The sequence below is a fragment of the Marinobacter similis genome, from assembly GCF_000830985.1.
GTDB lineage: Bacteria > Pseudomonadota > Gammaproteobacteria > Pseudomonadales > Oleiphilaceae > Marinobacter > Marinobacter similis.
This window is the reverse complement of sequence record NZ_CP007151.1, coordinates 1,184,903-1,211,078: the sequence shown is the minus strand read 5'-3', so window position 1 is coordinate 1,211,078 and position 26,176 is coordinate 1,184,903. Positions and strand designations below refer to the sequence as shown.

Sequence of the window (26,176 nt, the reverse complement as noted above, 5' to 3'; positions counted from 1 at the left end):
ATGGGGCTCCTACCGCCAGTCTGCGCTATCCTTTAAATACCAATGTGCCCAGAGTCTTATCGGGCACTATGCACTCGCGCATCTATCACCCGCGCACTCATCGCCCGCGAACCCATGGCCATCAGAGAGCCCATGAATTTTAAACGACTGGAAACCTTTATCTGGGTCGCCACCCTTGGCAGCTTCCGAAAGGCTGCCGAACGGCTATACACCACCCAACCCGCCATCTCCACCCGGATTGCCGCACTGGAAGAAGAACTCGGGGTTCAACTGTTTGAACGGGAATCCGGCAAGACCCTGCTCACCAGCAAGGGCCAGGAATTGCTGCCCTTTGCCGAGAAGATCGTGTTCATGTCCGAGCAGCTGCGCAAACGGGCGGACCGGGTCGCACTGCTGTCGGGCATCCTCCGGCTGGGAGTGTCCGAAACCATCGTCCACTCCTGGCTGCCACAGTTCTTCCGCGAACTGCACAGGGCGGTGCCAAATCTGGACGTAGAGATCACCGTCGACGTTACCAGCAATCTCCGGACCGGCCTGATGGACCGCTCCCTGGACCTGGCGTTCCTGATGGGGCCGGTGTCCGAACCAAAGATGGAAAACCGGGAGCTGTGCAGTTTTCCGCTGATCTGGGTGGCGAGCCCGGATCTGAACTTGCCAAACCGGCGGCTGGATCTGGAAGAGCTGGCAGCATGGCCCATCGTGACTTACGCCCGCAACACCAAGCCGTTCGCCGAGATCAGCCAGAAGTTCAGCCAGCTTGACGAACTCCCCGCCCGTTTCTACTCCTCCAGCTCGCTGGCCGCCTGTCGCCGCCTGACCATCGATGGCATTGGCGTGTCGACGTTGCCCCTGAGTGTTATCGCCGATGAGCTGAAAAACGGCCAGCTGGTTCGGCTCGACACCGCGTGGACACCGTCCCAGCTGGAATTTACTGCGTCCTACCCAAATGTGCCCTTCAACCCGGTCGCAGAGCTGGCCGCCAACTTGGCCGTGGGCATTTCCAAGGCCTACTCAGAGCCACCCGATAACTAATTCTTATAGCCAAACCCAAAAAACCATAATTAGATTTTTTCAACAGGAGGAATAACCTGTAAACAACAACTAAATTAATAATTCAATCAGGAGTTCCCGCCATGCCCATAGGTGATTACTCGGAGTTCAAGATCAACCTGCTTGATCAGGCGGCCCCGCTGCGCGCCAGCATCCGTTCCGGAGCTCACACCGGCACAACCAGCGGCTTGGCGCCCAGCCTGGTTCAAGGCAACGTGGTTATCCTGCCTGCGGACTGGGCGGCCGACTTCCTGATGTATTGCCAGAGCAATCCGGTGGCCCTGCCCCTGATCGCAGTATCGGAACCTGGCAACCCGGCGCTGCCAGACCTCGGCCATGATCTGGATATCCGCACCGACATCCCCGAATACCAGGTGTTCCGGGACGGCGAGCGCGCCGAAACCGTGACCGACATTCGGGATCTCTGGCAAGGCGACTTCGTCACCTTCGTGCTCGGCTGCTCCTTTTCCTTTGAAGACGCCCTGACTCGTGCCGGCCTATCGATCCGGAACGTTGAGCAACAGGCCAACGTCTCCATGTATCGCTCCAACATCGCCACCCGGCCAGCAGGCCGGTTCCACGGCAACATGGTGGTGTCCATGAGGCCCTTCATCGCCGCCGATGCCATTCGCGCGATCCAGGTCACCACACGACTGCCCAAAGCCCATGGCGCACCCGTGCACATGGGCGACCCGCGCCTGATCGGCATCAACGACATCAGCGCTCCGGATTTTGGCGACCCGGTGACGGTCAAAGATGATGAATTACCACTTTTCTGGGCCTGCGGCGTGACGCCGCAGGTAGCCCTGGAAAACGCTCGACCCCCGATTGCGATCACCCACGTACCGGGCAAGATGCTGCTCACTGAGCGGTTAAATGAAGAATTGGCGGTGCTTTAGCAGCCGCCCATCCACGACCAAAGCAACAAGAACGAAAGAACGGGAGAATTACTATGTTCAAGCAACTTGCAACAGCCACACTCCTGACCGGGGCGTTCTTTACCTCGCAGTTAGCGCTGACCAATGGCATATGCCTACCCCTTATGGCGATGCCAACCTGCCCACCAAGATTGCCTATGAGTTCGCCGAAAACATCAAGGAAGGCACCGATGGCGACATCGAAGTCACCGTCCATTCCGGCGCCTCACTGGTCAAGCACCCTGAGATTCCGCGCGCGGTTCGGACCGGTCAGGTTCAGATGGGCGAGATCTTTATCGGCATCATGGGCAACACCCACCCGGTGTTCAAACACGACAACATCCCGTTTCTGGCGACCAACTTCGACGACGCCCGGAAACTGTGGGAAGCGGCCAAGCCCGAAGTTGAGAAGCAACTCGATAAAGAAGGCATGGTGCTGCTGTATTCCGTACCCTGGCCGGCCCAGAGCCTCTACACCAAGGCTCCGGTCAACAGCATGAGCGACCTTCAAGGTCTCAAGATGCGCGCCTACAGCCCGTCGACCTCTCGCCTGGCGGACCTGATGAACACCACGCCGACCACGGTACAGGTACCGGAAATCCCGCAGGCATTCAGTACCGGCATCATTGACGCGATGATCACCTCGCCCTCCACCGGCGCCAATGGCCAGGCCTGGGACTACCTGTCGCACTACACCGACATCAAGGCCTGGATTCCCAAAAACGTTGTGGTCGCCAACAAGCGCGCCTTCCGTCGGCTCAGCGACGAGCAGCGCCAGGTCATTCTGGACGCGGCTGCCAAGGCTGAAGATCGGGGCTGGACCGGTGTGCGCGTCACCGCCGCGGAAGACACCGCAACCCTGGCTGAAAACGGCATTACGGTGTCCGAGCCTTCTGAGGAGCTGATGCAAGAATTCCAGAAGATCGGCGACATCATGATCAAGGAATGGGAAGAGGAAGCGCCAGAAGAAGTGGGCGCCATTCTCAAAAACTACCGCTAACGCTGGACGTACAAGACGCCCTCCACCGGCAGGTTCCGGGGAGGGCCGACTTGGGAGGCACCTGACATGAGCTCTATTCGCGACAAGTTTTATCTGGCATCCGGTTACGCCGCCGGCTTCTGCATCGCATTGATCATGGTGGTCATACTGCTGCAGATCGTTGGCCGGATTTTCGGCTTTATCATTCCGTCTGCCGAGAACGTGTCCGGGTACGCGCTCGCTGCCTCCACCTTCTTCGGCCTGGCCTACACCTTCCACGAGGGCGGCCACATCCGGGTTACTCTTGTTATCCAGAAGTGGCCTGCCAAAGCCCGTTTCGTCCAGGAACTGCTCGTGCTCCTGTTTGGTCTCGGCCTAGCTGCTACATGACTTACTACTGCTGGCACATGGTGTACGAATCCTACATTTTTGAGGAAGTATCCCACGGCTATATTCCGATCCCGATCTGGATCCCGCAGATCCCGGTGGGGCTGGGCATGCTGGCCCTTAACATCGCGATACTGGACGATCTGGTTGCGGTCCTTCGCAAGCAGACACCGTCCTACCAGCAGCACGAAAGCGACATCAACCTGGAGGAAATCTGATGGATACCACCTTACTTTCCATCATCCTCGCCGTATCGATGATCCTGATGCTCGCCGTGGGCGTCTGGGTCTCCCTGACCTTGGTTGGCATCGGTGTTCTTGGCCTGTTACTGGCCGGCAACGACCAAATCGGACTGCTCTTTGCCACGTCCAGCTGGGGCGCCAGCACCGGCTGGTCACTGACCGCACTGCCCATGTTTATCTGGATGGGTGAGGTTCTGTTTCGCACCCGTCTGTCTGAAGACCTGTTCAAGGGGCTGTCCCCGTGGATGAGTGGCTTGCCGGGTAAACTGCTGCACGTGAACATTCTGAGCTGCGGTATTTTTGCTGCGGTATCCGGCTCCTCTGCCGCCACCGCCGCCACCATCGGCCGCATGACTCTACCCGAGCTGAAAGCCCAGGGTTACAGCGACCGCATGGCGGTGGGCACACTGGCCGGCTCCGGCACCCTGGGGCTGCTGATTCCTCCGTCCATCATCCTGATCGTCTACGGGGTTGCCGCCGAGGTATCCATTGGCCGCCTGTTCATCGCCGGCGCGCTGCCCGGGTTGATGCTGGTGGCCATGTTCATGGGTTACACCATGATCTGGGCCAAGCTCAACAAAGACGAGATGCCCAAGCACAAGAAGGAGCAAATCTCTTTCGCCGCCAAGATCAAAGCCCTGCGCATGCTGCTGCCGATTGTTGGCCTGATCGTATTCGTCTTGGGTTCTATCTACGGCGGCTTTACCACCCCGACCGAAGCTGCTGCCCTGGGTGTCTTTGGTGCCCTGCTGCTGGCCCTGGCCACCGGTTCCCTGAATCCCTCAAGCTTCAAGGAAAGCCTGCTCGGCGCGGTGAAGAGCTCCTGCATGATCGGGCTTATCCTTGTCGGTGCGCACTTCCTCACCCTCGCCATGGGCTTCCTGGGCATTCCCCGGGAACTGGCGGAATGGATCGGCGGCATGTCCCTGTCCTCGTTTGAGCTGCTGGTGTGCCTGACCGCGCTGTTCGTCCTGCTGGGCTGCTTCCTGGATGGTATTTCCGTGGTGGTTCTGACGGTGGCGGTGGTCATGCCAATGGTGCAGCAGGCCGGTATCGACATGCTCTGGTTCGGTATCTTCATCGTTCTGGTGGTGGAAATGGCGCAGATCACACCGCCGGTCGGCTTCAACCTGTTTGTAATCCAGGCTCTGACCGGCAAGGACATTCTGTACGTCGCCCGTGCAGCTCTGCCCTTCTTCCTGCTGATCATGGCGGCGCTGTTCCTGATCGGCTGGTTCCCCGAAATCGTCACCTACCTGCCTCAAACCATGAGTCAGGGCTAGGGCACGACACGCACGTTTCAGGAGGACTCCAATGAAACTCAATTGTGACATGGGCGAAAGCTTCGGTAGCTGGACCAAGGGTATGGATGCCGACGTAATGCCCTTCATCGACATGGCCAACATTGCCTGCGGCTTCCACGCGTCTGACCCACTTACCATGGATCAGACCGTGCGCATGGCCATCGCGGAAAACGTGACCATCGGCGCCCACCCGGGCTACCCGGATCTGCTCGGCTTTGGCCGACGCGATATCGACCTGCGCCCGGACGAGCTCAAAGCCATTCTGGTCTACCAGATGGCGGCCCTGGATGGCATCTGCCGTACCCACGGCACCGCTATCCAACACGTCAAACCCCACGGTGCGCTCTATAACAAGATGGCCGTTGATCACACCACCCTGTCGGTGGTGATGGCGGCCGTCAGAGACTATGCACCTCATTGCCCGCTGGTGGTCATGGCCACCCCCGACGCCGACGATGTGCTCGACCGAGCCAGGGAATTCGGTATCGATGTCTGGTTTGAGGCCTTTTCCGATCGTGCCTACAGCGACGAGGGCCGGCTGGTGAAACGCTCAGTGCCGGGCGCGGTGCACGAGTCCACCGAGGCCATCGAAAACCAGGTCACGCAGATCATCAAGGACGGCACGGTGACCTCCATTTCCGGCAAGCGAATCCCGATCCGGGCCGACACCATCTGCATTCACGGTGACAGCACCCACGCCGTCGAGGCCGCCCGTCACATGCGCCAGGTCGTGCAGGCGTTATGAGAATCGAGGGCATCAACGAAAGCACCTGCATTGTCTACTTCGGAGATAGCATCTGCGATGAGACGGCAGCACTGGTGAAACAGGCGACCGACACTATCCGGGCGACGCTGTCAGATGTCATCACCGATCTGGTGCCCTCTTACACCTCGGTGATGGTCTGTTATGACCTGGAGCGCATTGACCGGTTTGGCATCCACGCCCGCCTGCGCCGGGCCCTGGAAAGCGGAGCGACCGGCGCGCAGGACGATGCCCAAGCCCAGACCCTGGAACTGCCGGTCTACTATGGCCCCGAGGTTGCCCTGGATCTCAATGACGTCTGCGAGTTCTCCGGCCTGTCCACCGACGAGGTCATTCGTATTCACAGCGAGCAGACCTACCGGGTCTACGCCATTGGCTTCAGCCGGGCTTTGCCTTTCTCGGCAGTACCGACCAGCGCATTGCCATGCCCCGCAAGTCAACGCCCCGGCTGAAAGTGCCGGTAGGCAGCGTGGGTATCGCCGGGTCACAAACCGCCATTTACCCCAGCGCGACACCCGGCGGCTGGCAGATCGTCGGGCGCACCCCGAGCAAGATGGTGGATTGGGACAGCGAGTCGCTGGCCCTGGCCCAGATTGGCGACCGGATAAAGTTCCGGTCCATTGACCGGGAAGAATTCATCAGCCTCGGGGGCCAATTCGATGAGCTTTGAAGTATTGGATCCGGGCATGCTGACGCAGGTCCAGGACATGGGCCGGCTTGGTTACCAGCACATCGGTGTCACCACCGGTGGCCCCATGGATGAGCACGCCTTTCTGTGGGCCAACCGCCTGCTGAACAATCCCTTGAACGCGCCTCAGCTGGAAATCACTTTCGGCCGCCTGAGCCTGCTGGCCCACAGCGACACCAGCATTGCCCTGACTGGCGCGGACCTGGGGGCGCGCCTGAACGACCGCCCCATTGCCCCCTGGCAGACCTACGAAATCAAACAGGGCGACCAGCTCAGCTTCAGCATGCCAGTGGCGGGCTTACGAGCCTACCTGGCGGTGAGCGGTGGCTTGGACGTACCAGCCAGACTGGGTAGCGCGGCTACCGTCAGCCGGGAACAACTTGGCGGCCTGGATGGCACCGGCGCCAAACTGGCCAAGGGTGACCGCATACCGCTGGCGCCGCCCTCGGCTGTTGCCAAGGCGAGCGTGCCCTACAGTGAAATTCCGGACTACCGGAAGCCACTACGGGTGGGGGTGATTCCCGGCTACCAGTACCGGCACTTTCCACGCTCGGCCCGGGCCCGCTTCTTCACCTCGGAATATCAGGTCAGTCAGAACATCGACCGCATGGGGTATCGATTGTCGGGGGAAGCCATCCACGGCGACCTGGACGGCATCATTTCGGAAGGTATTGCCTACGGCGCTATCCAGATTCCTACCGATGGCCAGCCCATCGTGCTGATGAAGGATCGACAGACCATTGGCGGATACCCGAAGATCGGATCATTAAGCGCCCTGGGGGCAGGCCAACTGGCCCAGCGGGCACCCGGTGCGACGGTGAGCTTCTACCTCACCGATGTGGCAGAGGCGGAAGCCCGACGCATGATCTTTAATCACCGGTTACGGCAGGGAGCACCCGGCACCACCGGCTGATTAGCCGCGGTGCCGGATCAGGCGTCACTCAGACGCCGCGATCAAACTTGCGTTACCACCGGCTGCAGTAGTATCCACGCACAAGTGACGCTCGATCACGAAACGCTGGTCCAGCCTGTGCTCGGTGATCAGCGGCAGCAATGCGCCTTCACGCTTGGCCAGGGCCAGGCGATAATCACGCAGCAACTCCTGCTGGGCACAGCTGACCACCGCTTCAAAGCCATTGGCGGTTGCCAGCGCTTCCGGCTCCAGCTGGCCGTCGATACCCACGATCGGCAAACCGGCCTTAGCCGCCTCGCTGACCTTGGCCTCAACGCCCGGTGCAACCACGACCACCTTGTTACCCTGAGACAGTGACACACCAGCCTGCTCCAGTGCCGTGGCCTGATCCGGTCCAAGACACAGCACCACGCCACGGGCATGGTTGGTCAGGCGGTTCAGCTCGCCAGTTGGCCCCGGCATTTCCTCAGCATGGGCGTCCAGCGGCGCCGGCAGCTCACCGAAGATCGGCTTGAGCAGGGCCATGCGGTCGTTTGGCTTCTGGGTTTTCAGTGAATCCAGCTTGCCGATCAGGCTCTGCAGCTTCTTGGCATCCACCGACTTACCACCGGATTGCGCCGGCACTTCCACGGTATTGCCTTTCATGAAGCGACGTACGTACTGCGGACCACCGGCCTTCGGACCAGTACCCGACAGACCTTCACCACCGAACGGCTGGGAGCCAACAATGGCGCCAATCTGGTTCCGGTTCACGTAGGTGTTGCCCACCTTGATCCGGCTGGCGATCCGATCGACCCGGCGATCAACCCGGCTGTGGATACCGAAGGTCAGGCCGTAGCCCTTGGCGTTCACGCTATCCACCACCTTATCGATGTCCTTGGCTTCAAATGTCGCCACGTGCAGCACCGGCCCAAAGATTTCCTCTTCCATTTCCTCGATGCCAGACACCTTCAGTACCGCCGGAGAAACGAACAGTCCCTTTTCGGGAATCGGCAGCTTCTTCAGCAACTTGCCATTGCGCTCGAAGTTGTCGCAGTGATCGACGATTTTCTTGCGGGCGGTTTCATCGATAACCGGGCCGACATCAGTGGACAGCAACCAGGGGTTACCAATGCCCAGCTCTTCCATGGCGCCATAAAGCATTTCCAGCAGGTGATCGGCGATGTCCTTCTGCACATACAGCATGCGCAGGGCGGAACAACGCTGACCGGCGCTCTGGAACGACGACGCCAGTACATCCCGGACGACCTGTTCCGGCAGTGCGGTGGAATCCACAATCATGGCATTCATGCCGCCGGTTTCCGCCACCAGCGGAGCATCCGGCGCCATGTTCTCGGTCATCACCTTGTTGATGCGCTGTGCAGTCGCGGTGGAACCGGTGAAGCAGACACCGGAAACCCGGGAATCAGACGTCAGTGCGGCACCGACAGTAGCACCGGTACCCGGCAGCAGCTGAATCGCGTCTTTCGGAATACCCGCCTCGTACATCAGCTCCACGGCACGGATCGCCAGCAGGGAGGTCTGCTCCGCCGGCTTGGCCAGCACGGTATTACCGGCAGCCAGGTTAGCCAGGATCTGGCCGGTGAAGATGGCCAGCGGGAAGTTCCACGGCGAGATGCAGCACATGACGCCACGGGCATCGCCAGCGTCTTTGTAGCGGACCGCTTCGTTGGCGTAGAACTCGGCAAAGTCTACCGCCTCACGAATCTCGGCGATCGCGTCCAGCAGCGACTTGCCCGCCTCGCGGGTGGTCAGCGCGAACAGCTCGTAGGCGTGCTCCTCGTACAGCTCGCCTACCCTGCGCACGCAGGCGGCGCGCTCTTCCGCGGGCTTGGCGGACCAGGCCTTGAAGCCTTCCTGGGCTGCAGAAACAGCGGTATCAACATCGGCATCGGTCGCCTGGGTGACATGCCCCACCAGGTCTTCCGGATCGGCCGGGTTACGCACAACCTGAACCTCAGTGCCGGATACTTCACCGGCAATCAGCGGGCCGCCTTTCCAGCGGTGGCTGCGGAAAGCGTCTCGGCCGGCATCGATTTCCTGCACCGTGACCGGATCGGTGATGTCCCAGCCCTTGGAGTTTCGGCGCTGGTCCCCGAACAGCTTGAACGGGTGCACGATCGCCTTGCTGGAGATGTTGTCGCCCATTTCACGAACCGCATCAATCGGGTCCTTGGCGATTTCCTCCGGGGTAATGCTCTTGTCGACGATCTGGTTCACGAACGAGCTGTTGGCACCGTTCTCAAGCAGACGGCGAACCAGGTACGCCAGCAGATCCTTGTGCGGCCCAACCGGGGCATAGATGCGGCACGGAACACCGCTCGCCTTAAGGACCTCGTTATGCAGGGACTCACCCATCCCATGCAAACGCTGGAACTCGTAATTGCTCACGCCCTTGAGCTTGGCCAGCTCCAGGATCGTGGACACCGAGTGGGCGTTGTGGGTGGCGAACTGCGGGTAAATCCGGTCCGTCATGTTGATCAGTTTGGTCGCGCAGGAAACGAACGACACATCGCTGCACGCCTTGCGGGTGAAGACCGGGAAGCCGTCCAGACCCATGACTTGGGCACGCTTGATCTCCGCATCCCAGTAGGCGCCTTTAACCAGACGCACCATGAACCGACGGTCGTACTTCTCGGCCAGGCCGTACAGCCAGTCCAGGGCAAAGGAGGAGCGCTTGCCGTAGGCCTGCACCACCACGCCAAAGCCATCCCAGCCGGCCAGCTCAGGATCAGCCACCAGCTCTTCGATGACGTCCAGGGACAGGTCCAGGCGGTCCTGCTCCTCGGCATCGATGTTAAAGCCCATGTTCGCTGCAGCGGCTTTCTTGACCAGGGTACGGGCGCGGGGCAGCAATTCGTTCATCACCCGCTCTTTGTTGCCGTACTCGTAACGGGCCAGTAACGCGGACAACTTCACGGAAATGCCCGGATTCTTACGCACATCGCCTTTGCACGCCTTGGCAATGCTGTCGATGGCGTTCGAATAGGAGTCGAAATAGCGCTTGGCGTCGTCGTCTGTGCGCGCGGCTTCACCCAGCATGTCGTAGGAGTAGGTGTAGCCTTTGGACATGTACTCTTTGGCTTCGTCCTGGGCTTCATCGATGTCACGCCCGAGCACGAACTGGCGGCCCATTTCCTTCATGGCCTGGCCAGCCACGGTGCGGATGACCGGCTCACCAAAACGCTTGAGCAGCTTACGCAGGGTATCGCCGACGCTGTTGCGCTCGGATTCCTTCAGCAGGTTGCTGGTCATCAGCAGGGCGATGGTGGCGGTGTTGATCAGCTGAGAAGAAGCTTTACCCAGGTGGGTACCCCATGCGCCGGAGGTAATCTTGTCCTCGATCAGGTCGTTGATGGTCATGCTGTCGGGAACCCGCAACAGGGCCTCGGCCAGACACATCAGCGCCACACCTTCTTTGGTGGTCAGACCATATTCGGCGAGGAATTTTTCCATGATGGTGGGCTTGGCGTTTTTACGCACGCTACGCACCAGGTCGGCGGCGCGGGCCGAAATGGCTTCGCGCTCGCTCGGTGACAACTGAGCGCCCGCAATCATCTCATGGACGACCTTATGCTCGTCAGCTAGGTAGTAATCACGAATGGCCAGCCGGCTGTCGACCAGTGTCGGCGTCTCTGATTGCTGCGGTCTCATAGCTACACCCTCTTCATTAATTGTCTTACCGGCATTCTACCGAGAACGACAAAGACATTTTCTCTTTAAAAACTAAACACACGAGGCGTTCTGTCTTTTTTTCGCGGGAATAATTTATGAATTTGCTTTAATATTTCGATGTTCTAGCCAACTTTCCTTCGCCTAAGCGTCTCTGACCAGTGCAAGGATGACGTCACGTTCGCAACGGATCGTGACTTGAGGCCATTACCAATAAAAATATCCATTGCCTCACTGACGCCTACGTCCCCAGATCGTCAGAAGATCAGTTCGCCTGCAAAGCCAGACAACCGAATTGACTAAGAAGTTTCCGAAAACAGGCTTTTCGATTATATTCAGGCCCGATACAGGCCATTTACACACTCAGGAACTGACCTTATGGTCGAATTGGATAGAATCGATCACTCCATTATTCGCGAATTGCAGAAAAACTCCCGGATTACAGTGACCGAGCTGGCATCCCGCGTGGGCCTGTCCAAAACGCCGTGCCAGGTACGCATGCGGCGGCTTGAGGAACAGGGCTACATCACCGGCTACACGGCACTGGTCAATCAGACCAAACTTGGCCTCTCCCACATCGCCTTTGCCCAGGTCACCCTCGACGACACCAGCAGCAATGCCCTGGCCGCCTTCAACCATTCAGTTAAGCAGATATCGGCGGTGGAGCAATGTCACATGATCGCCGGCAACTTCGATTACCTGCTGAAAGTGCGCACCCGGAACATGGCGGAGTACCGGCAGGTACTGGGTGAACAGATCTCGGCCCTGCCCCACGTGCTGCAGACCAGTACCTTTGTGGTGATGGAGAACGTTAAGGATGCGGAGCTTTAACCTGGGTAAAGCGCAGCCCCAACTCTTTGCGGTACAGCGCATTACCAATACCCAGCACGATGTTATCCACGGAGAAGTCGGCCGGGATAGCCGCCTGCGCCGAGGGGGCCGTTTCAAGCACATGCACCAGACGCAGCAGATCCAGTAACCGGACTACCAGGTCCAATAACCCGAAGTCCTCCGGTGCGTCGGCCTGGGCTTGCTCGACATAGGCTTTTGCGGCTTCGACGATGCAGGCCGAATGAGCATCCAGATGGGCGGTGGAAAGCCCCCTGACTGACTCGATGCGCTGCTCGCGCTCCAGCCGTATTGCTCCATGCACAGCTCCCGGGAATGATCTGGCGAGCTGTCCTGTCGCAACACTCCCGCCAGGTGCAAGTCCACGGCGCCTTCCCGACACTGGTCCTGATATTCTTTCTCCACCGTCTGCCGGGCGTGGGGCAGGAACTTCCGAATGGCCTGCTCCCGGGCCTGAGCCAGCTCCTCCATGGAGGCGGAATTGACCATCTCAGTCATCACCTTCACACAATAAATCAGATGCGGCCACAGCCCAGGCGCAATGTGCTCGGGCTCGGTCGGTAGCACCCGGTTTATGGAAACGAACTCGAAGTAAAGGGTAGTGACTTCCCGCTCGGTAAAGCTGGAAGTCCGAATGATGTGCGGCAACCCCAGCTCCTCAATGTCCCGGATAAGCCTCGGGATCAGCATGAGGATGTAGTGCTGGGCGCCTATGGGCAGGGGCTTGATCTGATCCAAACTGAAACCTGCTGGCTGCTCATAACTGCGACTTCAGTTATCAGTGTAGTCCGCATTCCAGCAGCTGGAAAATATGCAACTGGCTTCCGGCTCAGCGGCTGGCCAGTTTCTCTCGGGTCTTCAGGCGCCCGTCGCGGCGAACCTGGGCATTCTCGAACCGGCGTGCCTGTTCATCCGTCTCTGGCATCACCTCGGGCACATCCACCGGCTTGTCGTTTTCATCGAGGGCTACAAAGGTGAAGAACGCTGACAGGATATGACGGGTATCGCCGGTGTAGCTGTTCTCGGCCTCAACCCGCGCACCAATCTCCATGGACGAGCCCCAGCTGCGGTTCAACGACAGGCTGAACAGCAGGGTGTCGTTGCCTTTGGCAGGCGCCCGGAAATGAATAGAATCCACTGCGGCGGTCACGCACACATGCTGAATGTCTTTCAGCAACTACCAGAGCCAGACGATCACATTTGGCCATGATCATGCCCCCGAACACCGTGTTGTGGGCGTTCATATCGTTCGGGAACACTTTGTAGACGTGCTGCTCGATGGCCGAGGCCGATACGGGCTTCGAGCCCTGGGAGTGCTTTGCGGTCATTCAGGTACTTCCTTCTTGCTGGGCCTGTCTTTCAGGGACGATCTTTCGGAGACCAGCCCACACCTTACCGCATTTGCGGGCAACCGGGCGCGTCAACACCCGGCTGCCTGTTCTCGTGGTCGGTGATCAGGCAAGAACATCAGCCCGAAACCCAGCACCACGCCGGTAACCAGCAACACGATCAGACAGTAGCCCATGACATCCTTGGCAGACAGGCCGGCAATCGCCAGCGCCGGCAACGCCAGAACGGCTGAATCATGTTGGTCCAGGCATCACCCCAGGCCACCGCCATGGCCGTACGGGCTGGCTCGACACCCAGTGCGGCGCCGGCTTCCAGCATGATCGGTGCCTGCACCGCCCACTGACCACCACCAGACGGCACGAAGATATTGACGATACCGGCACTCAGGAAGGTGAACAGCGGGAAGGTGGTCGGGTTGGCAACACTGGCAAACCAGTTGGACAGACTGCTGGCCAGCCCGGAGTCCACCATCATCGCCATGATCCCGGCGTAGAACGGGAACTGGATAATGATACCGGTAGAGCTTTAACCGCCTCGGTGGCACTGGCGATGAAGCGGGACGGCCGACCGTGCAGGATGATACCCAGGATCAGGAACATGAAATTGACGATGTTCAGATTCAGGGAACCACTGCGCGCCAGGAAGTAGTAACCGGCAAAAATCACCCCCATCACCCCGATGGCCTGGGCCAGGATCAGGCTGTTCTCCAGCTTCTCGGCCGGGCGCTCATTGTTCAGTGGTGGCAGTGGCTCTTCGTCACCCAGCTTGGTGGCATCAACGTGCTTGCCATCGTCCCCCATCATCAGCCGGTTCACCACCGGTATGACAATGAACATGGCCAGCACCAGCAGAAGGTTAAACGGAGCAAAAATGGTCTCACTGGTGGGAATCACACCGATCATGTCGGCGGTAAAGTGGCCTTCGGTGGCAATCACCAGCGGCACCGAACCGGCCAGGCCGCCGTGCCACACCATGAAGCCACTGTAGGCACTCGCAATCAGCAACGGGTAGTTAACGCTCGGCACTTCCCGCGCTACCTGGCGGGCGAACAACGCCCCGATTACCAGACCAAAGCCCCAGTTGATCCAGGCTGCCGCCAGCGACACCAGGGTAACCAGAATCACCGCCTGGCCGGGTGATTTGGCCAGCCGTGCCAGGGCCTTGAGGATGGTGCGGAAAAACGGGGTGCTGGCCAGTACGAAGCCGGTAACCAGAACCAGAACCATCTGCATGGCGAAAGTCAGCAGGTTCCAGAAACCATCGCCCCAGTACTGCACCATCTGCAGCGGCGATTGGCCTTCAAACGCGATAGCGGCCACAAACACCACTAGTGATAGCAGCAGGACCAGTACGTAGGGATCGGGCAGATAACGCTCGACCAGTTTCACTGAGCCATTGGTCAGTCTCTGCAACATAATATGTCCTCGCGGTATTGTTATTGGTGTTCACGCAAAAACGCCAACCGATCCCAACCCCGAATGCCGGGGCGGATGAGCTGGCGTTCTCTGATTTTCACTTTAACAATAGTACCTTAGGCACCTGCGGGGGATTAGATCTTAGTCGGCACCGGCATCAAGCCGCCGGCTGACCCAGGCGTGGTAGAGCCGGGCGAGGCCCGGCCGGATCAAAGGCAAGCCGATCAGCCAGGCCAGGGGTTTCAGCACCGGCACGCGGGACATCAAGAGGATGTAGGCATCCATCTCGCGATGGATTCGGCCTGAGTGTCTTTTACGTGCAACTCTCTCAGGGCCCGGTAGGGATCGATACCTTCACTGCGCAGTTCGTCATCGCGGCCGGTAATATCCAGCCACTCGACCGATTCACCGGTTTTACCCGCCAGCTTTTCGTACCAGCGCCGGTCCTTGATACAGGTCGGGCAGGAGCCGTCGTAAAAAACCACCAGTTTGGCATTCGAATCGGTCATTCAGCCTCCTAGAACAAGCTCAGGCACGGCTCAGGAATTTGCGCTCCTCCACATTCACCTTGATCCGATCGCCCGTGGAGATGTGCTCGGGCACCTGCACCACCAGCCCGGTCGATAGCGTGGCCGGCTTGGTACGCGCGGTCGCGGAGCCGCCCTTGATGGACGGATCGGTCTCGCTGATGTCCAGCTCCACCGTCGGCGGCAAGGCCAGGGATACCGGCGCGTCGCTGACCAGAACCACCATCAGGCCCTCGGTGTCTTCGCTAATGAACAGCAGCTCATCGGCGATGGCCTCACGGTTCAGGCTGTACTGAGTGAAGTCCTCGCTGTCCATGAACACCACTTCTTCGCCGTCGGCATAGGAGAAGGTGGCCGGCCGGCGGGTAAGATCCGCCAGATTCAGCATGTCTGAATCCTTGAAGGTCTCGTCAATCTTGCTGCCGGTTACAACGTCGTACATGCGCATGCGATACAGGCTGCCGCCAGCCCGTCCCTGAGGCACCGAGCGCTCGATATCTTTCACGAAATAGACCCGGCCATCGTAATCCACTGCAGAATTCTTTTTGATTTCACTTGCTCTTGGCATTGCTAGGTTCCCAAAAATGTTGAGCTAAACAGGTTAGCTGATATACCACGAAGAGCGAAAACTAGCGACCGCAACTTGCAGATGAAATCAGGGTAAACGAAACAAACAGAGCAGAAATCAGAGCAGAAATAAGGGCAGCGTGGGTTAGATAGGCCAACTGGCAATCGCATCTCCAAACAACAGCAGTAATATGGGGATCGGCGAAATAGCCACCGCAACAAGAAGCACGAACGCCAATGGCGAAAAGAGCCGACTCATACCAGCCAACATCGCCAGCCCTCCCCCACCGCCCAAGACCATGTTGCCGCAGATTGATCGCCACCAGCAGTGTGACGTAGCGATGCCGAACCAGCCAGGGCAACCACTTTTTGGGAGTGCGCTCCGTCAACCTGGCAATACGTTGCTCGGGCGTGAGCCCCTCAAACCCGGCTAGAAAATTCGCGGCCCTTACCAGCCGCACTTCCCTAAGAAATTGCGCAATGCTCGATTCCGGTACCAGTCGACCAACCAGGTAAGCCAGACACAAAGATGTGAGTGTGCAGACAAACACCAGAGGCACAATTTTGGGGCCAAGAATCATCATCAAGGCCAGACCCACTTCGACCCCAGGTACGAAGGGAATTGCCATCAACAGGATATAGGCGGCCATGGATATCATGATGATACGGTGCAACGCAGGCTCGTTGGAGGGTCGAATATTCAGATCAAGGCCATCAATGACACCCCGCGTCATCAGATTGCCAATCACAACAATGGCGACGAACACACCAAGCTTCAGAAAACCGACCAAACGCCGGTGTTCCGGCATCGTCGGCAGCATCATGGCTGCTGTGCCTTGACTAGCCGGCCCTTGAACCACAGCTCTTTTTCAAAGGTCCAGTACCAGCGTTTATTGACCCAGATAATCGACCCTTCGATTTCGTCTCCCCTGACAGTGCCTCGCCAATACATAACCGCACCAGACTCCGTACAGGGAACATCGGCCCGCATCTGGATGGCATCACCCTCCGCCCTGACCCAGTACTCCACCTTGGCGTAGCCGCACCTGCGCTCACACTCTTCAGAAACAAACTCTCCATCATCGAACACCAGCAGGTCATCAATGTCCCCGGGCACGCCTTTAACACCAAGCTGACTTTGGAACTTTTTCCCATCTAAAATCGCATGAAGATCTGTGGACGAGTCGGCAAGAACGGGCTGGGCAAGAGGCGTCAGCAGAATCGCGACGCACAAAGACAGGAGACAACAAAGGCGTTGCAGCAGGGACTCAACACTGGGTTGATGGGCGCGGTCTGGGTCGGTTTCCATGGGCAAAGCCCCGGGGCCAAAAACCTAATTAAAGTTTAGTTCAGACACCGGCAAAAGAAAGAACCGCGCTGGCTGGCCCCGAGGTCATCGCAGGCTGATTCGGCGTTAACGCACCAGCTCACGGACATCGGCCACAAACTGATCTACGCGCTCGGTTGTGGTTGCCCAGGAGCACATCAGCCGGGCCGAGCCGCCGATGAAATTGTAGAAGCGCCAGCCTTTGGCTCGCAGCGCCGCCTGCACCGGTTCGGGCATTTCCACGAACACGCCATTCACCTGCCGGGGATAGCGAAGGGCAACACCGGGCAAGCCTTCCAAACCGCTAGCCAGGCGTGCGGCGCAGGCGTTGGCGTGCCGGGCGTTGTGTAACCAGACATCGTTGTCCAGCAGCCCACACCAGGCGCCGAAATGTAGCGCATCTTGGACGCCAGCTGACCGGCCTGTTTGCAACGCCATTCGAAATCCTCCGCCAGCTGCCGGTTGAAGAACACCACCGCCTCGCCCAGGGCCAGGCCGTTCTTGGTACCGGAGAAACACAGCACATCCACACCGGCTTTCCAGGTGATCTCCGACGGATGCACGTCCAGCGCCGCCACGGCGTTGGCGAACCGGGCGCCATCCATATGGATGCTCAGGTTGTACTTATCCGCCATGGCCCGAATCGCGCGCAATTCTTCGGGGGTATAGAGGGTGCCCACCTCTGTGGCCTGGGTCAGGCTCAGGGCTTTCGGTTTCGGATAATGGATGTCGGTGCGTTTGGTGACCAGGTGCTCGATGCTCTCGGGTGTAAGCTTGCCATCCGGCCCCTGCCCCAGCAGCAACTTCGCACCGTTGGAGGCGTATTCCGGCCCGCCGCATTCGTCAGTTTCGATGTGCGCCAGCTCGTGGCAGATGACACTGTGAAAGGATTGACCGATGGAGGCCAGCGCGAGGGAGTTGGCTGCGGTGCCGTTGAACACAAAAAAGACATCGCAGTCAGTATCGAACAGCGCCCGGATGTCATCAGCGGCCCGCTGAGTCCAGCTGTCTTCGCCGTAGGCGGCTTCGTCCATGCGGTTCGCCGCGGCCATAGCCTCCCAGGCTTCGGGACACACACCGCTGTAATTATCACTGGCAAACTGCTCGTACTGGGACACGCTGAACCTCCGGATTCTGTAATAAAGAACGAATTACTTCCTGAAAACTGCAAACCTTCTGAATCTTTCCAAATTACACCATTCCGGGCGAATCGCCAGCACTCAGATCCAGCCCTTCGCGCATAGCATCGATAACAGTACTTACCCGGTTGGGCAAAGGCTGGTTGCGACGAAAGCTAAGAAACAGGGTTTCACTGGCGGGTGTTGCCAACCGGTGGGTCTTCACTTTCTCTGGCTGCTGAAACGCTTCGATGGCGTAGGCCGGCAACACGGTGAACCCCAAGCCCCGGCTGACCGGCTCGAGAATCAGGCTGATCTGGTTGGAAAAACCGGCCGACGGGAACTGGTTGCTGTGATGAAACTCGCTGTAGTTAGCCCCCAGCAGCAAACCCGCATGGTGAGCCCCGTCCGGATGATCGATGAACCCGAGCGCCATTAACTGCTCCCAGCTGGCTCCTCCATCCCCTCTGGTGTCACCAGCAACAAAGCCTCTTCACCCACAGGTTTGAATCCGACCTCATCCCGGGCTGCGGGTTTGGTCATGATGCCCACATCCACCCGGTATTCAGCAATGGCCCGTTCAACGTCGGAATTGGGTGCAAACCGGTAATCGATGACCAGACCCGGATGCTGCTGTTGCAAATTCAACAGGTGCGGATACAGCTTCAACCCGACACTGCCCGGCGACATGATCCTGACCAGGCCTTCGAAGGCCGGATCCGCGCCCACCCGCCGTTCAAGATCGGACAACGACTCGACAATGACATTGGCCTCGCGGTACAGCCGCTCACCGGCATCGGTCAGGGTGAACTGCTTGCCCTGGCGAACCAGCAAAGACAACTCAAGCTGCTCTTCCAACTTACGCACATGCTGACTGACACCCGATTGCGTCATGTGCAGACGCTCTGCGGTGCGTGTGAAATGGCCAACCTCCACCAGGGTGCAGAAGCTGCGTAACCAGACTGGACTAATCATTACAAATAATACTCAAAAATATCAAAAATGATAATTTTACGTGATTAATCATGCTTTGTAACCTAGTTGCACAGTCACAGAGGCAAGAGGTAACAGCAAATGAGCAACGTTTACCCGAGAAACTTTTCACACATTGGCATTTCCGTACCCGATCTGGACGCGGCGGTGAAGTTCTACACCGAAGTAATGGGTTGGTACCTGATCATGAAGCCGACCGACATCGAAGAAGACGACAGTGCCATCGGCGAGATGTGCACCGACGTGTTTGGTGCGGGCTGGGGCAGCTTCCGCATCGCCCACATGTCCACCGGCGACCGGATCGGCGTTGAGCTGTTCCAGTTCAAGGGCCAAGAAAACCCGGAAGACAACTTCGAATACTGGAAAACCGGGATATTCCACTTCTGCGTTCAAGATCCGGACGTTGAAGGGCTGGCGGAGCGTATCGTCGCTGCCGGTGGTAAGAAGCGCATGGAAAAACCGCGCTACTACTACCCGGGTGAGAAGCCGTACCGCATGATCTACATGGAAGATCCGTTCGGCAACATCCTCGAGATCTACAGCCACAGCTACGAGCTGATCTACAGCGAAGGCGCATACTAAGGCCCGCTGCTCGGACGCCGCCACCCGGCGGCGTCCGCTTTCCCCATTCCTGCACGTTCTGATCCCTCCCCCGAGCACTGCCGTATCCCCCGTCACACTTGTACTAATTCCTGCTGCCCACCCCGAGTCATGCTGAATGGGTACGTCGGACGACCAAGGGAGGCCCCGTGAGCAAAAAACAATCGCTGAAAGAACTTCGCCAATACATTATCGACCGCAACCCCGACGAACCGGAATTCCACCAAGCAGTCACCGAGGTGCTCGCATCGCTGGAGCCGGTCGTGGCCAAACACCCGGAGTACACAAACGCCAAGCTGATTGAACGGATTTGCGAGCCTGAGCGACAGCTCATGTTTCGTGTGCCCTGGCTCGACGACGACGGCGAGGTGCAGATCAACCGCGGTTTCCGGGTTGAGTTCAATTCCGCTCTGGGGCCCTACAAGGGCGGCATGCGCTTCGACCCATCGGTCAATCTTGGGGTGGTCAAGTTCCTCGGCTTCGAACAGATCTTCAAGAATGCCCTGACCGGGATGCCCATTGGCGGTGGCAAAGGTGGATCGGACTTTGACCCCAAGGGTAAATCCGACAACGAGGTCATGCGCTTTTGCCAATCGTTCATGACCGAGCTGTATCGGTATATCGGCGCCGACACCGATGTACCAGCGGGCGACATTGGCGTCGGCCAACGGGAGATTGGCTATCTGTTCGGCCAGTACAAGCGCATCACCAACCACTATGAAACCGGCATTCTTACCGGCAAGGAACTCGGCTGGGGCGGTGCCCGCGGCCGCAAGGAGGCCACCGGATACGGCGCCGTGTACTTTCTGCAGGACATGCTGAGTGCCAACGACCAGGAACTCAAAGGCAAGAAGGTGGTGGTCTCCGGCACCGGCAACGTCGCCATCTACGCCATGGAAAAGGCCACCGAACTGGGCGCCACCGTGGTTGCCTGCTCCGATTCCGATGGCTACGTGTACGCCCCCAAAGGTCTGAATGTGGACCTGGTCAAGCAGATCAAGCAGGTGGATCAGGGCCGTATCAGCGACTACCCGGAGCGCAGCAAGGGCAAGGCCGAGTATGTGTCGAACGGCTCCATCTGGCAGGTTTCCTGCGATGTCGCCATGCCCTGCGCGACCCAGAACGAATTAAACGAAGACGACGCCAAGGCGCTTATCGACAATAAGGTGATCGCGGTGGTGGAAGGCGCCAACATGCCAAGCACTCCGGATGCCATTCAGGCGTTTACCGACGCCAAAGTGCTGTTCGCACCCGGGAAAGCCGCCAACGCCGGCGGCGTGGCCATGAGCGCCATGGAAATGCAGCAGAACGCGGCGCGAGAATCCTGGTCGTTCGACTACAGCGTTGATCAACTCAAAACCGTGATGTGTGAGATCCACCGCTCCTGCTTTGACACGGCAAAACAGTATGATCGCCAGGGCGATTACGTGTTTGGCGCCAACGCCGCCGGCTTCAAGCGCGTTGCCGACGCCATGCTGGCCTTCGGGTGATTTGATCATCCCTCGGCAAGAGGAGCCGGCTCGGAACCCGGCTCTTTGCCCGATGCGCTGCTTTACTTTTTGATCGAGAAATCCATTTTCTGGTGGGCCAGCTTGTCTTCATCGCCTGTCCAGGCGTAAGCCAGCAACGTTGGCTCGAAATCACCGGTGGTCATTCGATGTGCCCGTTTCGGTGGATTAAACAGCAACGACCCCGGCGTGAACACGCTGTAGTTGCTGTCGGACACGGATCCACTGAGGCATATATACGATTCGCTGATACCGTCGTGGCTGTGCTCAGGATAGGTGCAGCGGGGTGCAAAAAGGACAAGGCCCAAAATCAGCTTTTTGCTGACCACGGGACCGTTTGGCCCCATCAACTCTGCATAGGCGTATTTGCGTGCCAGCCCCTTGCGCATGCGCTCATACCCGTACCTCCAGGTGAGCTGATCGATGACCCGGGCAAGCGAGCGCACCAGCGGCGCTGTACGCTCATTGAGGCCCTGGTCCATGGCCCGTCCCAACCAGGCACACACTGGCAGGCTGTTGGGCTGGTCAAAGGTAACTTCAGGATTGATCTCCAGCTCCGCATTCAGGCGATTGCGGACGTCTTTCAGGTGCGAGCGGATAACCCGGTTACCGCCTGCTGATCCGAAGCGGTAGAGGTGCCAGTATTCGCGAAAGACATACTGCCAGTCGACGTGATCGGAAAGTCTGCTCATCGAGGTGCTCCTCCGGTGGCTGTCGAGCAAGGATCGCCTATCTCGAGGATGCCGGAAACCCGGGAATTCCGAAAGAAAGCCGGCCCGAGGAGCCTGGGCCGGCAAACTCATAGCCCGACGACTTACTCCGGCACACTTACGCCGCTGCCGCCGATCTCCGCAGGGGCATCCCGAAACTTCGGCACGCCGTCGTAGATGTGCAGCGCCGTCTCCTGGTAGTGCACGTGCACGCCGGGTTTATGGACAAGTTCCGGGAGCAACGCCGCGTAGATGTCGGTGAGGCCCATCCCCGGATGCTCGGTCATGATGTGGCCGCCACACTGCTTGCACCACTTGCGGTAGCTCTGGTCGGTCTTGTTGTAACTGCCGATCTGCTCGGCGCCCTGGGTAATCTCAATGGCCGAAGGCTTCCACAGCGTGAAGGCATTGACCGGGCTGGCTGACCAGTGGCGGCAGGATTCGCAGTGGCAGTAGCCCATGGCCTCGGGTTCACCGCTGGCGGTAAACTGCACCGCACCACAGAAACAACTGCCCTGGTAGGTTTTATCGGTGTTCATGACGCACCTCTCGTCCGTGGTGGAATTCCACGGGTGTTTGCACATTGGTATTTACCTGAAGTGTGAAGATATCCGGGCGCGCATAGTGCCCGACAATATCCAGACTGCGCTTCGCGGCACTGACTTGCTCCAGATCGATGTCGGCCATGATCAGGCCGGATTCATGCCGCAGCGGGCCGGCGACAATATCGCCCGATGGATTAATCACCAGGGAATCTCCCGGGTTGATCCACTCGTCTGCGTCAGGGTAAAGCCGTTCCCGTTCCGGAAAGTCGTCCGGAAGGTCGCTAACTCTGAGCAAATTGCCCGAGCCCAACACCCAGCACCCGCCCTCGCGGGCGATGTGCTGGAGCGAGCGAATCCACTTCTCGCCGCTGTCATAGGTGGGCGCAATGTAGATCTCAATACCCTGGGCAAACAGGGCACAGCGCGCCAGGGGCATGAAGTTCTCCCAGCAAACCAGCGTGCCAACTCGGCCCACAGGTGTATCCACCACCCGAAGGCTTGAGCCATCTCCAAAGCCCCAGACCATACGTTCCGGATTGGTGGGCATGAGTTTTCGATGACGGTTCAGCAGCTGGCCATCCGGACCAATGGTGATCACGGTGTTATAGAGTGTGGCTCGGCTGGTGCCCTGGTCCCGTTCCTCCAGACCACAGACGACCGTTACGTGGTGCTCCCGGGCGGCATCGAACAAGGGCCGCAACTGCTCGGAATCAATCTGCACAGCATTGGCCAACAGCCGGGCGTGCAACTGCTCGGACAACCCCCAGTCGCCACCCGGCTTTAACCTCCAGATCCAGGTGGGATAACCGGGGATGAAGGCCTCAGAGAAAACCACCAGTTCGGCGCCCTGCTCTGCTGCGCTCTGTACACATGAAGCAGCCTTTTCAATGGTTTTTTCCCGGTCCAGAAAGACCGGTGGCTCCTGAACAATCGCGATAGTAGCCATGATATGTCTCCTTGCCTGTCTGTGACGTCGGGGCCCGAAAGCCCCGCGTCCGTGTCACTTGTGGGCTGCAACAACCAGCATTTCGCAGGGCCCTTCAAACCTGCCCTGGCGCTCGAACTGCGCCAGCGCCTCAGCAATTTCAGCCCAGGCATCGTCTTGCTCGAGGGCGGTTAGCCCGCTGAGCATCTGGTGCAGAGCGCCAAACGATTCCTGCTCAAACTGCAGGCATTCGAGTGCCGACTGGAGCCGCAGCGGAGCCGGAATACTGCGGATTTCCACATCCTTGAACCCTGCCTCCTGCAGCAGGGACGACAACATATCCGGGTTGCCAGACTGAACGGTCCGGGTTGTCCGGGCAGTGGTGGCGGCAAGGCCGCGCGGCGACGGATAATGCCAACCGGCAGCGAGAAGAACGGATTCGCTTCGGCGCTGGCGTACACCATGGCACCGATGTAGCCGCCCGGTTTGAGCTGGGCGTGCATGCCTCGCAGTGCCTTTACCTGGTCCGGGAAGTAAATCAGTCCAACGCGGGAAATCACCGCATCGAACGGCTCAGCCCGCAGCTCGTCGATGAATTCGCCGTCGATTACCTGGGTTTTAATCTGGCTGTAACCGGCACTACGGGCATTCTCTGCCGCCAGCGCCAGGATGTTGGGCGACAGGTCGGTTGCCAGCACGTAGCCGCCCGGGCCGACACGGCGGGCCGCCGACAAGGTTTGCTCACCGGCGCCGGCGGCGATATCCAGCACACGGCCGCCTTCGGCCACACGAACCATATCCAGCATTGCTTCGGTGGCCGGGCCCAACCAGCGGGTTAGAAAACCACCCCAGTCGTTCCATGCCTGGGCTGCGTTATCCCACTGCTTACGGGTGGTCGTTTTAAAGGCGATCGGGTCGAACACTGGCGGAACCGGCGTTGAAGCCTGAGTGTGAGAATGAGTGAACGTCATGATGGTGCCCTCCGGTGGTAAGCAGTATTTGCTTGTCTCAAGCCTGCGCCGGGTCTACTGTTGACTCAATTCGCAAAAAACCGACACCGGATGTGCAGAAATGCACAGAAAGGGAGTTCGTGATGCACTGGGATGACTTACGGGTGTTCCTTGCCGTAGCCAGAGAAGGCTCTATCAGCGGCGGGGCGAGACGTTTGAATGTTCAGCATTCAACGGTTTCCCGACGTCTCCTGCAGCTGGAAAAGGACTTGGGGACGCGGTTGCTTGAACGCAAACCCTCAGGGTACGAACTGACAGAAGCGGGCGAGGAGCTGAAGCGCTCAGCGTCACGAATGGAACTGGAGTTCCTCGATTGCGAGGGCGCCCTGGCAGGCAGGACAGTCAGCTGTGTGGCGACCTGCATGTCACGGCCATCAACAACATGGCGTCGAGTATCCTGATGCCGATGTTTGCCCGCTTCAGTGCAGCGCACCCCGGCATCAAATTACACATTGAAGTATCCAATAAGTACGTCAGCCTGGCAGACCGACAGGCCGATATCGCCATCCGTCTGACCAACGCCCCTCTGGACACGCTAATCGGCGCCCGGCTGACCACGGTCGCCTCGACCGTCTATGGCAGTCGTGCTTACCTCAAAGAGCTCAGAGCTTCTGGCCAACACCCCCGGTGGCTCGGGGTCGATTGCTGCGATTTTCACCACCATTGGACACAACAAGCCTGTCCCGATCACGACCATCAATTTTTCGTGGACGATACCCTGCTCACCGTGGCGGCGCTGGAACAGGGGTTGGGGGTCGCCTATTTGCCGTGTTTCATGGGAGACAGCAATGCAAAACTGGAGCGTTACTGCGCCCCGGACCCGAGCTTCGATCTTGGCCTATGGCTGCTCTATCATCCGGATCTGCGCCGTACTCGGCGCATCCAGACGTTCCGGGAACACATGCTGACGGAAGTGGCTGGCCAGGCGGCATTGTTCTCGGGCAACCAACCTGCCACCAGCCCCGTCCAATGAATGCGCAGGGAATTCAACTCCCTACCCCCTCAAAGCCAGCTTAGCCCGCCAGCCCAAGGTGCTCGGAATCCTGCTCGATGCAGCGATCCATCAGCGCCAGGTACTCAGCCTTGGCTTTGCGCTTGGTTTCCTTGTGCGCCCGCATGTTCAGCTTTTTGAACTGTTGTGCCAGCTCATTGGCGCGAGTACTGAGTTCAGACGGAGCTACAACCTCATCCAGGAAACCTGCGTCCACCGCGCCTGGGGCCCGTAAATTTCCGCGTTCACCACGGAACGTTGGAAGTGCGCTGGCGTCAGGCGGTGCCGGGCAATTTCAATGCCGGCGCGGTGCATGGTCATGCCAATGGCCACTTCGTTGAGGCCCAGCTTGAAGTCTCCCTCAACGCCGATACGGTGATCCACTGACAACAGGATGAACGCGCCCTTGGCAATGGCGTGGCCGCTGCAGGCGCCAATCACCGGGAACGGGAAAGCCGACAGCGACGGGTCAGCTTGGAACCCACGGTCACCAGCGCAGAGGCCTCGTTGGCGCCCTTCTGCATTTCCTTCAGGTCATACCCGCCGGAGAAAATGCCCGGCTGCCCGGTCAGGATAACCACGGCCTCGTCCGATTCCGCCCGGTCCAGTGCCGCGTTCAGCGCTTCGAACACCTCATGGCTCAGCGCATTGGCCTTGCCATTGGCGATGGTAATGGTCGCAACGCCGTCATTCAGTTGATAATCGACAAGATCTGTCACCGGTTATTCCTCTTAATGTGATTGTTCGATAGGAGTGGTGAACTGTGCCAGTTTCCGGGGCGCGAGACCACTCCCCGAGGAGGCCTTTTCAACAGCGCCATGATTAC

Annotated in this window: 29 protein-coding genes and 4 pseudogenes; 14 read left to right on the top strand and 19 right to left on the bottom strand. The window is 59.0% G+C overall.

Annotation, left to right across the window (positions count from 1 at the left end):
• Positions 1-132: 132 nt before the first annotated feature.
• From AU14_RS05635 to AU14_RS05600, 9 genes and pseudogenes are all read left to right on the top strand, one after another.
• Positions 133-1,032, top strand: a complete 900-nt coding sequence (locus tag AU14_RS05635; protein WP_041339596.1) for a LysR family transcriptional regulator — start codon at positions 133-135, stop codon at positions 1,030-1,032.
• A 101-nt stretch (positions 1,033-1,133) separates the two neighbouring features.
• On the top strand, positions 1,134-1,949 hold the full coding sequence (locus AU14_RS05630; RefSeq protein ID WP_041339594.1) for a putative hydro-lyase: 816 nt from the start codon (positions 1,134-1,136) through the stop codon (positions 1,947-1,949).
• A 130-nt stretch (positions 1,950-2,079) separates the two neighbouring features.
• Positions 2,080-2,967 carry a TRAP transporter substrate-binding protein gene (locus AU14_RS05625; protein WP_236744451.1) on the top strand — a complete coding sequence of 296 codons (888 nt, stop codon included), beginning with the start codon at positions 2,080-2,082 and terminating at the stop codon, positions 2,965-2,967.
• Positions 2,968-3,033: 66 nt separating this feature from the next.
• On the top strand, positions 3,034-3,336 hold the full coding sequence (locus AU14_RS20755; RefSeq protein ID WP_236744449.1) for a TRAP transporter small permease: 303 nt from the start codon (positions 3,034-3,036) through the stop codon (positions 3,334-3,336).
• Entirely contained in the window at positions 3,333-3,551 is a 219-nt protein-coding gene (locus AU14_RS20750; RefSeq protein ID WP_236744448.1) for a hypothetical protein, read from the top strand. Before AU14_RS20755 ends, AU14_RS20750 begins: the two co-directional genes overlap by 4 nt.
• Positions 3,551-4,858 carry a TRAP transporter large permease gene (locus tag AU14_RS05615; RefSeq protein ID WP_094191165.1) on the top strand — a complete coding sequence of 436 codons (1,308 nt, stop codon included), beginning with the start codon at positions 3,551-3,553 and terminating at the stop codon, positions 4,856-4,858. Before AU14_RS20750 ends, AU14_RS05615 begins: the two co-directional genes overlap by 1 nt.
• Positions 4,859-4,889: 31 nt before the next feature.
• Positions 4,890-5,624: a 5-oxoprolinase subunit PxpA gene (locus tag AU14_RS05610; RefSeq protein ID WP_041339590.1), complete on the top strand. Its 735-nt coding sequence runs from the start codon at positions 4,890-4,892 to the stop codon at positions 5,622-5,624.
• Positions 5,621-6,312, top strand: a pseudogene (gene pxpB, locus AU14_RS05605) (5-oxoprolinase subunit PxpB). The gene AU14_RS05610 and the pseudogene pxpB overlap by 4 nt, the downstream one beginning before the upstream one ends.
• Positions 6,313-6,328: 16 nt before the next feature.
• Positions 6,329-7,243, top strand: coding sequence for a 5-oxoprolinase subunit C family protein (locus tag AU14_RS05600; RefSeq protein WP_236744440.1), 915 nt, complete (start codon positions 6,329-6,331; stop codon positions 7,241-7,243).
• 24 nt (positions 7,244-7,267) lie between these two features.
• On the opposite strand, the gene putA is transcribed toward AU14_RS05600, so the two are convergent.
• Complete coding sequence (gene putA / locus AU14_RS05595; protein ID WP_041339586.1) at positions 7,268-10,897, bottom strand: bifunctional proline dehydrogenase/L-glutamate gamma-semialdehyde dehydrogenase PutA; 3,630 nt, start codon at positions 10,895-10,897, stop codon at positions 7,268-7,270.
• A 396-nt stretch (positions 10,898-11,293) separates the two neighbouring features.
• Here putA and AU14_RS05590 point away from each other — a divergent pair, with 396 nt between their 5' ends.
• The gene (locus AU14_RS05590; protein ID WP_041339584.1) at positions 11,294-11,746 is read left to right on the top strand and encodes an Lrp/AsnC ligand binding domain-containing protein; all 453 of its coding nucleotides are present in this window, start codon (positions 11,294-11,296) and stop codon (positions 11,744-11,746) included.
• Here AU14_RS05590 and AU14_RS05585 read toward each other — a convergent pair.
• From AU14_RS05585 to AU14_RS22635, 12 genes and pseudogenes are all read right to left on the bottom strand, one after another.
• Positions 11,727-11,912 carry a hypothetical protein gene (locus AU14_RS05585; RefSeq protein WP_041339583.1) on the bottom strand — a complete coding sequence of 62 codons (186 nt, stop codon included), beginning with the start codon at positions 11,910-11,912 and terminating at the stop codon, positions 11,727-11,729. The genes AU14_RS05590 and AU14_RS05585 overlap by 20 nt on opposite strands.
• The gene (locus AU14_RS05580; RefSeq protein WP_041339582.1) at positions 11,900-12,502 is read right to left on the bottom strand and encodes a hypothetical protein; all 603 of its coding nucleotides are present in this window, start codon (positions 12,500-12,502) and stop codon (positions 11,900-11,902) included. The genes AU14_RS05585 and AU14_RS05580 overlap by 13 nt, the downstream gene beginning before the upstream one ends.
• A 91-nt stretch (positions 12,503-12,593) precedes the next feature.
• Positions 12,594-12,941 carry an acyl-CoA thioesterase gene (locus AU14_RS05575; RefSeq protein WP_236744439.1) on the bottom strand — a complete coding sequence of 116 codons (348 nt, stop codon included), beginning with the start codon at positions 12,939-12,941 and terminating at the stop codon, positions 12,594-12,596.
• 243 nt (positions 12,942-13,184) lie between these two features.
• A pseudogene (locus AU14_RS05570) lies at positions 13,185-14,529 on the bottom strand (short-chain fatty acid transporter).
• 141 nt (positions 14,530-14,670) lie between these two features.
• Complete coding sequence (locus AU14_RS20740; RefSeq protein ID WP_236744437.1) at positions 14,671-14,814, bottom strand: hypothetical protein; 144 nt, start codon at positions 14,812-14,814, stop codon at positions 14,671-14,673.
• Positions 14,793-15,038, bottom strand: coding sequence for a DCC1-like thiol-disulfide oxidoreductase family protein (locus AU14_RS05565; protein WP_236744431.1), 246 nt, complete (start codon positions 15,036-15,038; stop codon positions 14,793-14,795). Before AU14_RS05565 ends, AU14_RS20740 begins: the two co-directional genes overlap by 22 nt.
• Positions 15,039-15,057: 19 nt before the next feature.
• On the bottom strand, positions 15,058-15,624 hold the full coding sequence (gene efpL / locus AU14_RS05560; RefSeq protein WP_041339581.1) for an elongation factor P-like protein EfpL: 567 nt from the start codon (positions 15,622-15,624) through the stop codon (positions 15,058-15,060).
• 61 nt (positions 15,625-15,685) lie between these two features.
• Positions 15,686-16,447 carry a hypothetical protein gene (locus tag AU14_RS05555; RefSeq protein ID WP_041339580.1) on the bottom strand — a complete coding sequence of 254 codons (762 nt, stop codon included), beginning with the start codon at positions 16,445-16,447 and terminating at the stop codon, positions 15,686-15,688.
• A complete protein-coding gene (locus AU14_RS05550; protein ID WP_041339578.1) occupies positions 16,444-16,932 on the bottom strand; it encodes a hypothetical protein in 489 nt (162 codons plus the stop codon). Before AU14_RS05550 ends, AU14_RS05555 begins: the two co-directional genes overlap by 4 nt.
• 105 nt (positions 16,933-17,037) lie before the next feature.
• Positions 17,038-18,068: pseudogene (locus AU14_RS05545) on the bottom strand (threonine aldolase family protein).
• 73 nt (positions 18,069-18,141) lie between these two features.
• On the bottom strand, positions 18,142-18,504 hold the full coding sequence (locus AU14_RS22640; RefSeq protein WP_269079107.1) for a LysR substrate-binding domain-containing protein: 363 nt from the start codon (positions 18,502-18,504) through the stop codon (positions 18,142-18,144).
• On the bottom strand, positions 18,504-19,043 hold the full coding sequence (locus AU14_RS22635; RefSeq protein WP_269079106.1) for a LysR family transcriptional regulator: 540 nt from the start codon (positions 19,041-19,043) through the stop codon (positions 18,504-18,506). The genes AU14_RS22640 and AU14_RS22635 overlap by 1 nt, the downstream gene beginning before the upstream one ends.
• 99 nt (positions 19,044-19,142) lie before the next feature.
• Between AU14_RS22635 and AU14_RS05535 the strand changes: the two genes are divergently transcribed.
• Positions 19,143-19,643 (top strand): lactoylglutathione lyase family protein, encoded by a 501-nt coding sequence (locus tag AU14_RS05535; protein WP_041339576.1) that lies wholly within the window; start codon positions 19,143-19,145, stop codon positions 19,641-19,643.
• A 167-nt stretch (positions 19,644-19,810) separates the two neighbouring features.
• On the top strand, positions 19,811-21,151 hold the full coding sequence (gene gdhA, locus AU14_RS05530; RefSeq protein ID WP_041339574.1) for an NADP-specific glutamate dehydrogenase: 1,341 nt from the start codon (positions 19,811-19,813) through the stop codon (positions 21,149-21,151).
• A gap of 62 nt (positions 21,152-21,213) precedes the next feature.
• Here gdhA and AU14_RS05525 read toward each other — a convergent pair whose 3' ends face one another.
• From AU14_RS05525 to AU14_RS05510, 5 genes are all read right to left on the bottom strand, one after another.
• Positions 21,214-21,861, bottom strand: a complete 648-nt coding sequence (locus AU14_RS05525; protein ID WP_041339572.1) for a dimethylsulfonioproprionate lyase family protein — start codon at positions 21,859-21,861, stop codon at positions 21,214-21,216.
• 122 nt (positions 21,862-21,983) lie between these two features.
• Entirely contained in the window at positions 21,984-22,418 is a 435-nt protein-coding gene (locus tag AU14_RS05520; RefSeq protein ID WP_041339570.1) for a GFA family protein, read from the bottom strand.
• Positions 22,405-23,370, bottom strand: a complete 966-nt coding sequence (locus AU14_RS05515; protein ID WP_041339568.1) for a carbon-nitrogen hydrolase family protein — start codon at positions 23,368-23,370, stop codon at positions 22,405-22,407. Before AU14_RS05515 ends, AU14_RS05520 begins: the two co-directional genes overlap by 14 nt.
• Before the next feature lie 54 nt (positions 23,371-23,424).
• Entirely contained in the window at positions 23,425-23,556 is a 132-nt protein-coding gene (locus tag AU14_RS22630) for a hypothetical protein (protein WP_269079105.1), read from the bottom strand.
• Complete coding sequence (locus tag AU14_RS05510; protein ID WP_201773519.1) at positions 23,541-24,320, bottom strand: class I SAM-dependent methyltransferase; 780 nt, start codon at positions 24,318-24,320, stop codon at positions 23,541-23,543. Before AU14_RS05510 ends, AU14_RS22630 begins: the two co-directional genes overlap by 16 nt.
• Positions 24,321-24,442: 122 nt before the next feature.
• On the opposite strand from AU14_RS05510, the gene AU14_RS19800 reads away from it, so the two are divergent.
• Positions 24,443-24,760: a LysR family transcriptional regulator gene (locus AU14_RS19800; RefSeq protein WP_201773518.1), complete on the top strand. Its 318-nt coding sequence runs from the start codon at positions 24,443-24,445 to the stop codon at positions 24,758-24,760.
• A complete protein-coding gene (locus tag AU14_RS05505) occupies positions 24,673-25,332 on the top strand; it encodes a LysR substrate-binding domain-containing protein (protein WP_236744430.1) in 660 nt (219 codons plus the stop codon). The genes AU14_RS19800 and AU14_RS05505 overlap by 88 nt, the downstream gene beginning before the upstream one ends.
• 40 nt (positions 25,333-25,372) lie before the next feature.
• On the opposite strand, the pseudogene AU14_RS05500 reads toward AU14_RS05505, so the two are convergent.
• Positions 25,373-26,069: pseudogene (locus tag AU14_RS05500) on the bottom strand (crotonase/enoyl-CoA hydratase family protein).
• Positions 26,070-26,176 lie beyond the last annotated feature (107 nt).

Coding starts and splice junctions, on each gene's coding strand:
- AU14_RS05635 (WP_041339596.1), top strand. CDS start 133: ATGAATTTTAAACGACTGGAAACCTTTATCTGGGTCGCCACCCTTGGC.
- AU14_RS05630 (WP_041339594.1), top strand. CDS start 1,134: ATGCCCATAGGTGATTACTCGGAGTTCAAGATCAACCTGCTTGATCAG.
- AU14_RS05625 (WP_236744451.1), top strand. CDS start 2,080: ATGCCTACCCCTTATGGCGATGCCAACCTGCCCACCAAGATTGCCTAT.
- AU14_RS20755 (WP_236744449.1), top strand. CDS start 3,034: ATGAGCTCTATTCGCGACAAGTTTTATCTGGCATCCGGTTACGCCGCC.
- AU14_RS20750 (WP_236744448.1), top strand. CDS start 3,333: ATGACTTACTACTGCTGGCACATGGTGTACGAATCCTACATTTTTGAG.
- AU14_RS05615 (WP_094191165.1), top strand. CDS start 3,551: ATGGATACCACCTTACTTTCCATCATCCTCGCCGTATCGATGATCCTG.
- AU14_RS05610 (WP_041339590.1), top strand. CDS start 4,890: ATGAAACTCAATTGTGACATGGGCGAAAGCTTCGGTAGCTGGACCAAG.
- AU14_RS05600 (WP_236744440.1), top strand. CDS start 6,329: ATGCTGACGCAGGTCCAGGACATGGGCCGGCTTGGTTACCAGCACATC.
- putA (WP_041339586.1), bottom strand. CDS start 10,897: ATGAGACCGCAGCAATCAGAGACGCCGACACTGGTCGACAGCCGGCTG.
- AU14_RS05590 (WP_041339584.1), top strand. CDS start 11,294: ATGGTCGAATTGGATAGAATCGATCACTCCATTATTCGCGAATTGCAG.
- AU14_RS20740 (WP_236744437.1), bottom strand. CDS start 14,814: ATGGATGCCTACATCCTCTTGATGTCCCGCGTGCCGGTGCTGAAACCC.
- AU14_RS05565 (WP_236744431.1), bottom strand. CDS start 15,038: ATGACCGATTCGAATGCCAAACTGGTGGTTTTTTACGACGGCTCCTGC.
- efpL (WP_041339581.1), bottom strand. CDS start 15,624: ATGCCAAGAGCAAGTGAAATCAAAAAGAATTCTGCAGTGGATTACGAT.
- AU14_RS05555 (WP_041339580.1), bottom strand. CDS start 16,447: ATGATGCTGCCGACGATGCCGGAACACCGGCGTTTGGTCGGTTTTCTG.
- AU14_RS05550 (WP_041339578.1), bottom strand. CDS start 16,932: ATGGAAACCGACCCAGACCGCGCCCATCAACCCAGTGTTGAGTCCCTG.
- AU14_RS22640 (WP_269079107.1), bottom strand. CDS start 18,504: ATGGCGCTCGGGTTCATCGATCATCCGGACGGGGCTCACCATGCGGGT.
- AU14_RS22635 (WP_269079106.1), bottom strand. CDS start 19,043: ATGATTAGTCCAGTCTGGTTACGCAGCTTCTGCACCCTGGTGGAGGTT.
- AU14_RS05535 (WP_041339576.1), top strand. CDS start 19,143: ATGAGCAACGTTTACCCGAGAAACTTTTCACACATTGGCATTTCCGTA.
- AU14_RS05525 (WP_041339572.1), bottom strand. CDS start 21,861: ATGAGCAGACTTTCCGATCACGTCGACTGGCAGTATGTCTTTCGCGAA.
- AU14_RS05520 (WP_041339570.1), bottom strand. CDS start 22,418: ATGAACACCGATAAAACCTACCAGGGCAGTTGTTTCTGTGGTGCGGTG.
- AU14_RS05515 (WP_041339568.1), bottom strand. CDS start 23,370: ATGGCTACTATCGCGATTGTTCAGGAGCCACCGGTCTTTCTGGACCGG.
- AU14_RS22630 (WP_269079105.1), bottom strand. CDS start 23,556: ATGCTCAGCGGGCTAACCGCCCTCGAGCAAGACGATGCCTGGGCTGAA.
- AU14_RS05510 (WP_201773519.1), bottom strand. CDS start 24,320: ATGACGTTCACTCATTCTCACACTCAGGCTTCAACGCCGGTTCCGCCA.
- AU14_RS19800 (WP_201773518.1), top strand. CDS start 24,443: ATGCACTGGGATGACTTACGGGTGTTCCTTGCCGTAGCCAGAGAAGGC.